The sequence below is a fragment of the Streptomyces monomycini genome, from assembly GCF_022271435.1.
GTDB lineage: Bacteria > Actinomycetota > Actinomycetes > Streptomycetales > Streptomycetaceae > Streptomyces > Streptomyces monomycini.
The window spans coordinates 44,703-56,829 of the sequence record NZ_JAFIQY010000001.1 but is presented as its reverse complement, the minus strand read 5'-3'; the positions used below and the strand labels follow the sequence as shown (position 1 = coordinate 56,829).

The 12,127-nt window shown below is 71.2% G+C and carries 13 protein-coding genes; 8 read left to right on the top strand and 5 right to left on the bottom strand.

From position 1 onward, the window contains the following. Positions 1-169 precede the first annotated feature (169 nt). The 4 genes from JXZ78_RS00290 to JXZ78_RS00275 all read right to left on the bottom strand — a co-directional run bounded on the left by JXZ78_RS00290 (position 170) and on the right by JXZ78_RS00275 (position 3,342). On the bottom strand, positions 170-1,114 hold the full coding sequence (locus JXZ78_RS00290; protein WP_030019719.1) for a TIGR03619 family F420-dependent LLM class oxidoreductase: 945 nt from the start codon (positions 1,112-1,114) through the stop codon (positions 170-172). Between the two features lie 102 nt (positions 1,115-1,216). After that, positions 1,217-2,239 carry a hypothetical protein gene (locus tag JXZ78_RS00285; protein ID WP_030019718.1) on the bottom strand — a complete coding sequence of 341 codons (1,023 nt, stop codon included), beginning with the start codon at positions 2,237-2,239 and terminating at the stop codon, positions 1,217-1,219. 73 nt (positions 2,240-2,312) lie between these two features. Further along, on the bottom strand, positions 2,313-2,804 hold the full coding sequence (locus JXZ78_RS00280; protein ID WP_157851550.1) for a hypothetical protein: 492 nt from the start codon (positions 2,802-2,804) through the stop codon (positions 2,313-2,315). A gap of 82 nt (positions 2,805-2,886) precedes the next feature. After that, on the bottom strand, positions 2,887-3,342 hold the full coding sequence (locus tag JXZ78_RS00275; protein WP_030019716.1) for a hypothetical protein: 456 nt from the start codon (positions 3,340-3,342) through the stop codon (positions 2,887-2,889). A gap of 479 nt (positions 3,343-3,821) precedes the next feature. On the opposite strand from JXZ78_RS00275, the gene JXZ78_RS00270 reads away from it, so the two are divergent. Genes JXZ78_RS00270 through JXZ78_RS00255 form a run of 4 tightly spaced genes read left to right on the top strand, consistent with a single transcriptional unit; the run spans position 3,822 to position 7,022 of the window. After that, on the top strand, positions 3,822-4,841 hold the full coding sequence (locus tag JXZ78_RS00270) for an acyl-CoA dehydrogenase family protein (RefSeq protein ID WP_208870139.1): 1,020 nt from the start codon (positions 3,822-3,824) through the stop codon (positions 4,839-4,841). Beyond that, complete coding sequence (locus JXZ78_RS00265; protein WP_030019714.1) at positions 4,838-5,659, top strand: PIG-L deacetylase family protein; 822 nt, start codon at positions 4,838-4,840, stop codon at positions 5,657-5,659. The genes JXZ78_RS00270 and JXZ78_RS00265 overlap by 4 nt, the downstream gene beginning before the upstream one ends. After that, the gene (locus tag JXZ78_RS00260) at positions 5,656-6,285 is read left to right on the top strand and encodes a class I SAM-dependent methyltransferase (RefSeq protein ID WP_030019713.1); all 630 of its coding nucleotides are present in this window, start codon (positions 5,656-5,658) and stop codon (positions 6,283-6,285) included. Before JXZ78_RS00265 ends, JXZ78_RS00260 begins: the two co-directional genes overlap by 4 nt. Then, a complete protein-coding gene (locus tag JXZ78_RS00255) occupies positions 6,282-7,022 on the top strand; it encodes a glycosyltransferase family 2 protein (RefSeq protein ID WP_238782578.1) in 741 nt (246 codons plus the stop codon). The genes JXZ78_RS00260 and JXZ78_RS00255 overlap by 4 nt, the downstream gene beginning before the upstream one ends. A gap of 84 nt (positions 7,023-7,106) precedes the next feature. Here the strand turns inward: JXZ78_RS00255 and JXZ78_RS00250 are convergent, their stop codons facing one another. Continuing rightward, entirely contained in the window at positions 7,107-8,621 is a 1,515-nt protein-coding gene (locus JXZ78_RS00250) for an MDR family MFS transporter (RefSeq protein WP_078624186.1), read from the bottom strand. A 94-nt stretch (positions 8,622-8,715) separates the two neighbouring features. On the opposite strand from JXZ78_RS00250, the gene JXZ78_RS00245 reads away from it, so the two are divergent. The 4 genes from JXZ78_RS00245 to JXZ78_RS00230 all read left to right on the top strand — a co-directional run bounded on the left by JXZ78_RS00245 (position 8,716) and on the right by JXZ78_RS00230 (position 12,090). Beyond that, complete coding sequence (locus JXZ78_RS00245) at positions 8,716-9,276, top strand: TetR/AcrR family transcriptional regulator (protein WP_030019710.1); 561 nt, start codon at positions 8,716-8,718, stop codon at positions 9,274-9,276. 256 nt (positions 9,277-9,532) lie between these two features. Beyond that, positions 9,533-10,429, top strand: a complete 897-nt coding sequence (locus JXZ78_RS00240; RefSeq protein ID WP_050502387.1) for a methyltransferase domain-containing protein — start codon at positions 9,533-9,535, stop codon at positions 10,427-10,429. Between the two features lie 417 nt (positions 10,430-10,846). Then, on the top strand, positions 10,847-11,590 hold the full coding sequence (locus JXZ78_RS00235; RefSeq protein WP_030019708.1) for an alpha/beta fold hydrolase: 744 nt from the start codon (positions 10,847-10,849) through the stop codon (positions 11,588-11,590). Continuing rightward, positions 11,587-12,090: a hypothetical protein gene (locus JXZ78_RS00230; protein ID WP_050502386.1), complete on the top strand. Its 504-nt coding sequence runs from the start codon at positions 11,587-11,589 to the stop codon at positions 12,088-12,090. The genes JXZ78_RS00235 and JXZ78_RS00230 overlap by 4 nt, the downstream gene beginning before the upstream one ends. Positions 12,091-12,127 lie beyond the last annotated feature (37 nt).

The following is a 12,127-nucleotide window of genomic DNA, read 5'->3' as shown; positions in this document are numbered from 1 at the left end:
TATGCCCGGGAGCTGTCTCCGGCGCAAGAGGGCTGCATCAATTACCGGGAGGGGCTCACAGTGGGGCGGTCGGCAGCGCACCGCTGGGGTGGAGTTCCCGCGGTGCCCGTGCTGGGCGGCGGTTCCCGCCGCGTCGCCGGGTGGGGGCTCTCGCCCTGTTGCCGCCGCATCACCCGGCGAGCCGCTCCACCCGCCGCATCACCTCGCGGCAGAAGCTCCCAACCCCCTTCGGGTCGTCCGTGAACTGCGAAGGCTTGATGCAGAAGGTCGTGAAGCCCTGCTCCATCTGCTCCGGTACGGACTCCAGTGCTCGCCCGAGGTCGGCCACCGACGTCCCGTCGGGGAAGACGGCGCGCGTCCCGCCGACCATCTCCAACCCGGACATGTCGCGCCCGGCCTCCGCCATCGCTGCACGCAGCTTCTCCAGTTCGCCGGGCGCGGGGCGTCCCAGCGGGTTGAAGCCGTGGCCGTACGCCACCAGGCGCCGCAGCACCGCGCCGTGCAGCGACGAGCCGCCGAACCACAGCTCCGGGCCGCCCGTCCGGTACGGTTTCGGCTCCAGCCAGGCGTCGCGGAAGCGGTAGTGCTCGCCCTCGAAGGTGGCAGGGCCGGGCTGCCAGAGCAGTTTCCAGGCGGCCAGGTGCTCGTCGAGCAGCCTGCCGCGCCGCGCGAACGGGACCTGGAGCGCGGTGTATTCGTCCTCGCTCCAGCTCACCGTCGGCAGCACGACGAGCCGGCCCTTGCTCAGGAGATCGAGGGTGGCCAGCTCCTTGGCCAGGAGGAGGGGATGGCGCAGCGGCGCCAGTACGGCCCCGGCGGCGAGCCGGATCCGCTCGGTGACGGCTGCGATGGCGGAGAGCAGGACGACGGAGCTAGGCCATGGTGTGTCCGGGGCCTGGTTTCCCGGAAGGGCGTACTCGCGCGGGTTGGGCATCGGGCCCTTGGCGCCGGAGTCCGGCCCGAGCACGATGTGTTCGCTGAGCATGACCGAGTCGAATCCGGCGTCTTCCGCCTCGCGGGCCCAGCGCACCAGGGCGCCGAGGTCGCACCGGCCGCCGGTCATGGTCCAGTTCTCGGTCAGGACGAGCGTCATGCGGGGGTGGGGCTCGGTCATCCGGACTCCCGGCCGTGTTCACGTTCGCGGAGTGGTGTCTGACGTTTGGCCCCAAACGTTATGCCGGTCCGTCGGCTTCCTCAAGACCCTGGAGCGCGCAGGCTACGCCGTCGGAGGCGACACGGGTGACGCCACCGGAGGTGACACGGGAGACGCCAGCGAAGCCGTCACGGCCACCGGCACCGACCGCCCCAGCCCGCGCAAACCGTCCACCACCATCTCCGTCAGCCACACCGCGATGTCCGGCGACCACTCCCGCGTACGGCAGTCCCAGCGCATCACCTCGCGCATCCCCACCGTGTGCACCCCCCTGTCGAGATCGAGGTCCAGCCCCGGCAGAGCACCTTGGTGCCCGGACCCGGAAGAGTTCGCGGATTCGGATTCGGAAGAGTTGGCGGGTTCGGAGGAGTCCGCGAGTGCGGCGGAGTTCGCGGGCCCGGGGGAGTCAACGGATACGGAGAAGTCCACGGCCCCCTGCGCCATCCCCCGTACCGCCTCGCACACGGCCTCGGCATCGCCCGCGCGCAACCCGCCGTCGCCCACCCCGCCCGTGCCGGTACGGCAGGAAACGGTGACCACCACCTCATGCCGGGCGTCCGGGTCCGCCAGACCGAACCACGGCGCCAGTTCGGCCTGATGGAAAGCCGTGTTCCGCTTGACCGCCGCAAGCGGCAGCACGGCATGCACACCGGTGAATTCCATCGTGCCCACGCGAGTGAGTGTCTCGGTCAACACCAGGGCGATCGGCCGGAGGGGGAGCGCGGGACGCGGTGAGTCCGTGAGGATTCCGGCCTGCAACCAGCCCAGCTGGTGCACCTTCCCGTCCTGCGCCCAGTCACCGCCGACCTCCTCATGAGCCCACGCGGTGGGCTCATGAGCTGCCGTGGTCGCCCCGTCCTCGGTCAGCCAGCTGCTCACGGTCTGCCAGCCGTAGGAACCGGCCCGGTCGATCGCCGAGCCGAGAAGATCCTCCTCGACAGAGCCTTCGACTCCTTCGGGACCTTCGACTCCTCCGGCGCCTTCGACACCTTCAGCGTCTTCGTCATCCCGCTCGACCACTCGGTCGAACCACGGGAAGGGCGTGAAGACCCCGTGCAGCCCGACGATCAGGGTGGGGGAAAGCACATGCACTCCAAAGAACAGAAAGAACAAACGGCGCCGGCGGGGGTACCCCACCGGCGCCGCTGTCAGAGCCCAATCACGTGCCGCAGTACAGCGTCTGCGGGTCGGTGATCTTCTTGTAGGCGTCGTCCGGATACCCGATGAGGTCGACGTCGATGATGCTGCGGAAGGTGTGCTTCTGTATCAGGTTGGTGCACTTCCACGCCGCCGCCGTCCGCTTGTTGCTCCCGCCACCGGGCCAGACGGTCTTGTCGTTCTTCTTCAGGGTCTTCCAGCCCGACCCGGTCTTGACCTGGAGCCAGACCGTGACCTTGGCCTTGGCCCGCGGCCCGCGCAGCAGCTTCCACCAGCCGTGCGCGTTGATGTTCCCTCGCACCGTGTGCGAGTAGTGCACCCGGTCACCCAGGGTCTGGAAGGCCCCGACCCCGGCCGCGGCACGGGCGGACTCGCTGCTGTAGGTGCTGCGGTCCTGCGCGGCGCCGGCGCTGTCGGCCTGCGCCGGGACAGCCACGCCGACAGCGAGCAGACCGGCCAGGGCGGCGGACGCCACCCCCGTACGGATACGCACGTGAAGTTCCCCCTCGACGTCGAGCCGTGTCACATCCGAAGCACGGCCCGACTGGATTTTCGGTTGTCACGATCGACCGTGATCATAGCCCGCACGCGCTCTTGGAGCACCCCTTGGGCAGCTTGGGGAAGAGGGCGCTCCGCGGTGTGACTCCACCCGTGCGACGACGGTCGAGCAGCGTGGGCCGGCCGCTGAGGACGTCGGTCATCTTCAGGCCCGGCGTGGCAATCTCCGGGTGGTGGTAGTTGACGCCCCCGAGCACCACGCCGTACTTGTTCCTGAGGACGGCCTGCGGGCCGTTCTGGATCCAGGGGACGACATTGCCGTCATTGTCCAGGGCAGTGTACATCCCGTTGAGGTTGCCCGCGGCGTACGGCCGGTCCGGCCGGGCCTCGATGGAGCCGAAGGACGTCCCGTCCGCGAAGCCTTGCGCACGGTAGTGATGGTCACCGAGCTTGTAGATCTTCGCGATGGAGACACCGTCGGAAAGATCGACCGAGCGGACGTACTGGCCGCCGCCCTCCCCCCGTGACTCCACTCGGTGAGTTTCCGGGAGTGAGGCTGGGGGGCCGGAGAAGGGTGCGCGCCGCCCGGCGGCGTGGCCCGAGGGGCGGAGCCGGGGAACAAATGGACCCCATCTCATCGCATGTCCCCGGCGAGTCCGCCGGAGGTGCGTCATGGCGGCGATCGCGGGGCGGGTGGGACGTGGCGGAGCCGTACTCCAGCCACTCATCGGTGCACAGACAGCCCGGCCCCGTACGGGCGCCGCCACATGGCGCCGTACGTGTGCAGGGCGGCAGGGCGGCACGCCGTCAAACCCTCAGCCCTCCGTCGGCACGGAAGTGACCCGAGCGACAGCACCGTATAAGAGACCCCTTACGGGGTATTCGGGAGCGAACCGGCCCGGCACGAAGCTGCAGGCCGTAACCGTTCCCGGAAGGCGACAGCCGAACCGGTGAAGCTGCGCGAAAGGTAAGACCAGAAGTGACTGTGGGAACTGCGAGAGCTGCGGGAGCTGTGGGAACTGCGGGTACGGGGGGAGAGGGAAGCGGACTCGTCCCGGACGCCGAGGACCTGCAGCGGTCGGTGGCCGCCCGGTTCCGCGCCTGGGTGGACACCGAAGCCCATGCCCTGCCGCTGCCGGGAGCGGGGCGGACCCAGGAGCGCTTCGCCGCCCTGTACGCACTCGGCCGCACCGACCTGTCACTGGCCCGTCTGGCCGAGGGCCACGCCGACGCCACGGCCATCCTGCACGAACTGGGCTCCGCCCCGCCCGGCCCGGGGGAGTGCTGGGGCGTGTGGGCCGCCCAGCCACCGAACACCGGCCTCCTCGCCCGTGAGGAGGGCGGCCAGTGGCTCCTGGACGGGCACAAGGCCTACTGTTCCGGCGCACACTCGTGCACCCACGCCCTGGTCACCGCCGACACTCCGCACGGGCGCCGGCTCTTCGCCGTACGCACCGACCACCCCGGGTACGCGCCTCTGGAGGGAACCTGGCAGGCCATCGGGATGGCCGGCAGCGACACCCCTGACGTGCGCTTCACGGCGGTGCCGGCCCGGCCCGTCGGCGCCGTGGGGGCCTACCTGGACCGGCCGGGCTTTCAGCACGGCGGCATCGGGGTCGCCGCCTGCTGGCTCGGCGGTGCGCGGGCGGTGGCCGACACTCTTCAGACCTCCGCCGGTTCCGCCGGCACTCCGGACCCGCTGACCGCCGCGCACCTGGGCGCGGTGGACATGGCGCTGCACGGCGCGCACAGCGTGTTGCAGCAGGCGGCGCAGGCCATCGACGCCGACCCGTCGGACACCTCGGGCACCGCCCGGCTGCGCAGCCTGCGCGTCAGGGCGATCGCCGAGCAGGCCTGCCGTGACGTCCTGGACCGGGTCGGGCGGGCCACCGGCGCGGGGCCTCTGTGCCACGACCCGCGCCACGCCCGCCACGTCGCCGACCTGACCGTCTACATCCGCCAGCATCACGCCGACCGCAACCTCGCCGAACTCGGGTCCCTCGTGGCGCAGGAAGGCGGGCCGCGCCGATGACCGAAACCTTCGACCGCGAGACGGCCGCCGCGGCCATCGAGGCCCCCGGCACCCCGGAGGAGCACTGGGCCGCCTGGGACGGCCTGGCACAGCTGCCCGCCGTACCGCCGCCGACCGGGCCCGTCGTGGTGGTCGCCGCCCACCCCGACGACGAAGTGCTCGGCTTCGGCGGCACGATGGCGCAGCTCACCGGCGCCATCCAGCTCGTCACCGTCACCGACGGGGAAGGCTCGCACCCGCACCTTCCCGCGGGCCGGATCGCCGCACTGCGCGCGGCCGAACTCGAACGCGCCCTCGGCGCCCTCGCCCCGCGCGACTGCCGTACGCACCGGCTGCACATCCCCGACACGGACGTCGGCGCCCACGAGAAGCAGCTGACACGACAGCTCGCCACGGTGCTGCGGCAGACCGGAGCCCGGCTGTGCGTCGCACCGTTCACCGGCGATCTGCACGCCGACCACGAGGCCGCCGGACGCGCCGCGGCCGCCGCCGCCCGGCAGGCCGGCATCCCCTGCTGGCACTACCCGATATGGATGTGGCACTGGGCTTCACCCGGCGACCCGCGCGTGCCCTGGTCCACCGCCCGCCGCCTGCTCCTGCCCCCTTGGGCGCAGGCCCGCAAGCAGGCAGCGATCCACCACTTCACCAGCCAGATCACCCCGTTGCGCCTCGACACCGACGCAGACACTCACGCGGGCACCGACACCGACGCAGACACGCCGGCCGACACCGACACCGGCCCTGCCCCCGGCACCGTGATCCTCCCTCCCACCGAACTCGCCCACCACACCCGCCCCTTCGAGACGGTCTTCATATGAGCACCAGCCAGGCAACACCCCCGTCCTACTTCGCGGACATGTACGCCCACGCCGCCGACCCCTGGCACCTGGCGGACCGGTGGTACGAACAGCGCAAGTACGCCCTGACCGTCGCCGCGCTGCCCCGCCGCCGCTACCGCCGGGCCTTCGAGCCGGGCTGCTCCGTCGGCGTCCTGACCCGGCTCCTGGCCGAACGGTGCGACGAAGTACTGGCCACCGACCGGGTACCGTCAGCCGTCCGTGCGGCCGCCGACCGCAACCGGGACCAGCCGCACGTCGAGGTACGTCCCCTGGCGATTCCGGACCAGTGGCCCGACGGGACCTTCGACCTCGTCGTCCTCTCGGAACTGCTCTACTACTTCGACGACGCCACCCTGCACACCGTCCTCCACCGCACCGTCGACAGCCTTCAGCCCGGCGCGACCCTGGTCACCGTGCACTGGAACCACCCGGTCGAAGACCACCTGCGTACCGGAGCCCAGCTCGCCCCGCTGCTCACCGCCGTACCCGAACTCGCCCCCGTCACCCGGCTGGACGACCCCGACTTCGTATTGCAGACCTTCACCCGGCGCCTGCCCGACGGCAGCGCCGCCCCCACTCCCGCGGCAGCCGAGGGACTGGTGTGAACCACCCGCCCCTGCCTCCCACCGCCCTGGTGGTCGCCGTCCCCGCCCACAACGAGGCGGCGACCCTGCCCGCCACCCTCCGCGCCCTGCACACCGCCACTCAGCACCCACGGCTGCTCGCACACGACCTGCCGGTGGTCACCGTCGTCGCCGCCGACGCCTGCTTCGACAACACCGCCGCTCTCGCCCGGCACCACGGTGCCCATGTCGTTCAGCTGGCCCGGCGCAACGTCGGAGCGGCCCGGGCCGCGGCCGTCGCACACGGTCTCGGCCTGCTGGGGCCCGCGGCGGACCGGGCCTGGATCGCCACGACCGACGCCGACACCCTCGTTCCCGCCACCTGGCTGTCCTACCAGGTCGAGCAGGCGATCGCCGGATGGGACTGCGTACTGGGCACCATACGCATCGCCCCTCACCCTTCCCTCAGCAATGCCACCGCCCAGCACCACCACACCCTCTACTTCGCCGGACGCCCCGAGCGCAGCCATGCCTGGGACCACCCCCACGTACACGGCGCCAACCTGGGCGTCGCAGCCCTCGCCTACCATCGGGCCCACGGCTTCCCTGCCCTCACCCACAGCGAAGACCACGCGCTGGCAACCGCGCTGCAACGCACCGGTGCCCGCATCCTCAGGACCGACCACTGTCCGGTCCTCACCTCAGGAAGAACCACCCCCCGAGCCCCCCATGGCTTCGGCACCTACCTGCAGAACCTGACCCCGTCCCCAGTCACCTGACCCCACAGGCCCCACAGCCCCCACCCCCAGTCATCTGCTTCCCACCACTGACTTCAACCAGCTGCCTCCCGGTCACCTGGCCGGTCACCTGGCTGGTCGCCTTGCCGAGGCCTGTGGCTCAGGCCGGCCGGGCAGGAGCAGGCAGAGCGGTACGGCGACGACGCTGAAAGCGATCGACCACCAGAAGGCGTCGCCGAAGCCGCCGGCCAGAGTGTCCGGGGTACGGGCGTCGCCGACGGTGCACTGGAGGACGACGGCGAGTACGGCGGTGCCGACCGAGCCGCCGAGCTGCTGGGCGACCCGGGCGATGATGCTGGCGTCGGGGATCTCCTGGTGGGTCAGCCCGATGTAGGCGGCGCCGTTGAGCGGGACCATGGCGGCGCCCATGCCGATACCGCGTACGAGCAGTGCGGCCATGAGCCACACCTGGTCGGTGTCGGCTCCCGCGAGGGCGAACGGCACGGTGGCCACGGTGGCGAGGGCGAACCCGGCGCAGGCGACCCAGCGGGGGCCGATGCGGTCGGTGTAGTGACCGGCCCGGGTGCGCGCGAGGAAGGCGCCGATGCCCTGCGGGACGAGCAGGAGCCCGGCGCCGAGCGCGTCCTCGCCGCGGACCTGCTGCCAGTACAGCGGCAGCAGCAGCATCGCCCCGTACAGCGTGACACCGCCCAGGAAGCTCAAGGAAGCGGCGGAGGCCAGCGGACGGTGACGGAAGAGCCGCAGGTCGACCAGCGCACCGGCACGCGACAGCGCCCAGGCGGTGAAGCCGCCGACCAGGGCGAGACCGCCGGTCAGCGGCACGAGCACCGCGGCGCTGACGAAGCCCGCGCTGCCCTCGACCCGGGACAGCCCGTAGATGACGGCGGCGACACCGGGGGAGAGGAGGAGCAGGCCGACGACGTCCAGGCGGGCGCGGGGGCGGTCGGGGGCGGGCCGGTCGTCGGGCAGGTTGCGCCGGGCGAGCCAGGCGCCGACGAGGCAGAAGGGGATGTTGACGAAGAAGATCCAGCGCCAGTCGGCGAGGCTCAGGATGACGCCGCCCAGAACCGGGCCGAGGACGGGGCCGAGCGCGGTGGGCAGGGTGACGGTGGCCATGACCTTGCCGATGTTGCGGCCCTTGGCGGCCTGGACGACCAGAGTGGCCATGAGCGGCATCATGATGCCGCCGCCGATGCCCTGGACGACGCGGAAGGCGATGAGGCTGGTCGCGTCCCAGGCCAGCGCGCACAGCACCGAGCCGAGCAGGAACGTGCCCAGCGCGGTGATCCACAGGCGCTTGCCGCCGAGCCGGGACTGGGCCCATCCGGCGAGCGGGACGGTGACGAACACGGCCAGCAGATAGCCGGTGCTCACCCACTGGATCGTGGACAGCGGAGCGCCCAGTTCCGCTGCGAGGTCGTTGAGGGCGACGGTGACGATGGTGGTGTCGAAGACGACGGCGAGGGCGCCGACGATGACGGTGAAGGCCAAGCGCCACACGGCGGGATCGACGCGGTCGGGGTCCGGCGGCGCGGAACCGGCTCCGGCAGCCGCCGTGGGCCTGGTCTCGGCCGCTGCCGCGGTCGCGGCCTCGCCCCGCTCCGGGTGGGAAGAACTCATGGAACAACCGCCTTAAGATATAGAATCGTATCTTGCGGTCGCCAGAGTAGGGCGCCCAACATAAGATAGGCAAGTCTATCTAAGGGAGGTTCGGATGCCCGAGAGGCGCCGTGGAGCGGCACTGGAGAAGGCGCTGCTCGATGCGGCCTGGGAAGAGCTCACGGCCAACGGGTACGCCAGGTTCACCATGGACGCCGTCGTCCAGCGCGCCGGAACCAGCCCGCCCGTGCTCTACCGCCGCTGGTCCGACCGCGACGAACTCGTCCGGGCGGTCATCACCCACGTCCTGGAACAGTGGCGGGTCGAGACCCCCGACACGGGGAGTCTGCGCGAGGACGTCCTCACCCTCATGCGGACGATCAACGCCACCCGTGTCCAGCACATCACCGTCATGAGTGTGCATCTGGCCGGCTACTACCAGGAGACGGGTGCCGGCCCTGGCGACCTCCTCACCGCAGGGCGCGAGGAAGCCGCCGACGTACTCTTCGACCGAGCCGTCGACCGCGGGGAGATCACCCGCGAACGCCTCACCGGGCGTATCAAGTCCCTCCCCTTCGACCTGCTGCGCCACGAGATCCTCACGACCTTCGCCCCCGTGCCCGACCACGTACTCGAAGAGATCGTCGACACGGTCTTCCTCCCGCTCGTGCGCTGACCGCGGCACCCCTCGTCAACGATTCCGGCAGCAATCGCCAGCAGATTGACTCTGACGAGTGAGCTGAACCTGGACAAATGCGCCGGGACCTAGTGATCAAGAAGCGGGGTGGGGAGACTCGTCGTCGTAGAGCGCTTCAACGGGAAAGGCAGGCCCATGGGACACCGACAGGAGGCCGACGGCCAGGTCGGCGGCCCGTTCTCAAGCCCGGGCGACCCGGGAAACCCGGCGCCGCAGGGTGAGGACGAAGGCGAGGATGACGACGAAGGCCGCTCCTGAGAGCCCCCCTCGACACCTGGATGCGGCCGAGCTGCGCCGGCGGTGCGCAGCGACGATCGACACCTACGGGCCGGGCTACTTCGACGACCGCCCGTGGCTGCGGCAGGCCTTCCTCGACATCCCGCGCGAACACTTCGTCCCCGACCGTTACTGGTCCACCGCCCGACGCGAGGACCGCTTCCCGGTGCTGGACCGCACCGAGCGCCCCCACGCCTGGCTCAAGCGGATCTACCGGCCGCTCGCCCCGCTCATCACCCAGATCGCCCTCGGCGAGATCCGGCCCGAGGACGGGCCCACCGACTGCGGTGATTTCACCAGCTCCGTCTCGTGTCCCGCCGCGGTCGTCGGCATGCTGCACCACCTCAACCCCCGGCCCGGCGAGCGCATCCTGGAAATCGGCACGGGCAGTGGCTACAACTCCGCCCTGCTCGCCCACCGCATCGGCGCCGCATCCCTCGTCACGGTCGACATCGATGCGGCCCTCGCCGCCCGGGCCGAGAGCAGACTGGCCCAACTCGGCATGACGCCCACGGTCGTCACCGGCGACGGGGAACAGGGCTACGAGCAAGCAGCGCCCTTCGACGGCATCCTGTCCACCGCGGCCGTCCGCGAAATCCCCCAGGCCTGGCTGCACCAGGTCCGCCCGGGGGGCGTGATCGTCACACCGGTGGACACCCCGTTCAACTGCGACGGCCTGTGCCGCCTGGTGTGCGACGGACAGGGCAACGCCACCGGCCGGATGGTGGGGGGCCTGGACTTCATGAAGGTGCGCGGCCAGCGCGAGCGCCGGCCGTACAGCGAACTGGGCTGGCCCTTGTGGAGCGACTACCACGTCACCGCGGGGCCCGCAGGGCAGCGCATCCGTACCCCCTGACAGACCGGCACCCCCGGCGCCAGGCGCGTACAGCCTGCCCTGAGGGGAGGGGCCTGGACGGCACGGGCGGGTACAGGCAGACGTGCCGACTCGGGACATGCCGGCCCACGGCCCCGTGGCCCTGACCGTCCCCGGTGACACAGCGGATGCAGACCTGTTCGACGCCGCCGTTCCAGCAGTCCGGCAGGTGCAGGTGCAGGTGCAGTGGCTTGGCGACCGTGGCGTACGCCTGTCGGACGGGCGCCCGGGAGGACGTCCGTCAATGTGCCGGGCCCCGCCGGCACGCACCCGACATCCGACCGACAGGTCTCGTACGCCCCCGCACGCGAGCCGACGGCACGACACCGCAGATCGTCCAGCCTGCGCGTCGAGCTGGCCGTGTGTTGTACGGGAGGCGATGGTGGGCACGTGGATCACATGAGTGACATCGGATTCTTCGCCCGCAGATACGGACCCCCGCCACGCGAGGGCCGTCCAGTCATGGTGCTCGTCCACGGACTCGGTCTCTCGGGACGGTACTTCGTGCCGCTCGCGCGGCGGCTGGCCGAGAGCGGGGCGACCGTCGTGGTGCCGGACCTGCCGGGCAACGCGCGTTCGCGGGCCGCCGCCCGCCGCGCACCCGATGTCGAACAGCTCGCCGATGCCCTGGCCCGCCTGCACCAGCGGCTGTCGTCGGGCCCGAGCCTGTTCGTGGCCAATTCGGTCGGCTGCCAGGTGGCCGCGGCCCTGGCTGCCCGCCATCCGCACCTGGTGAGCCGCCTGGTGCTGGTCGGCCCGGCGCTCGAACCGAGGGTTTCCGGTTGGCGCCAGTTCGGTCGGCTCGTCGCGGACGTCCCCGGAGAACCCTTCAGCCTGCTCTGTCTGGCGGTGTTCGACTACCTGGTCACCGGCCTGCTGCGCTGCGCCGCCTCCTTCCACCGCTCACTGCGGGACGCGGCCGAGTCATTCGAGGTGAACCTGTCCCACGTCCGCGCGCCCACGCTCGTCGTACGGGGAGCAGGTGACACCATCGCCTCCGGCACATGGACCCGGCGCGTGGCAGGTCTGGTCGCCGACGGCCGCGCGGAGGAGCTTCCGGGCGCGGCCCACGCGGCCCATTACAGCGCGCCGGACGCCATGGCCGCGCTGATCGAAAAGTTCACGGTGGGAGGGACCGGATGAAGTCCTCGAAGGCGTCCGGCCACGCACCGTCCGGGCACACGAAACGTCCCTCGCCCTGGCTGCGCCTGCTGCCAGGCATCTCCCCGAAACGCCGGGGCTTCATCCTGGCCTGGTGGGGGTTCGCCGTCACCTTCGGCGGAATGCGTCTGCTCACCTGGCTCATCCACATCGACGTGGCCGGGGTCGGCGACATGCAGGCCGGCGGCGTGCACATCCACCACTACGTTTGGGGAATCCTGCTGCTCGCGGTGGTGGGCGCGGCGAGCCTGGCCGATCGCACGGCACGGGCACGCGCCTGGATGGGACTGGCCTACGGAGTGGGCCTGGCCCTCGTGGTGGACGAAGCGGCGCTGCTGATCAGCCTGGAGGACGTGTACTGGGACACGGAGGGCGGATTCAGTATTGCCCTGGCCATCGCTGTGATCGCCGTCGCCGGCAGCGTCCTCGCGATGACGCGGGGGCGGCGCGCCTCGAAGAACGATCCGGAGGACGACGGGTGACGCTGATGGCCGGCACTTGCGGGCCCTCTGCGGGAAC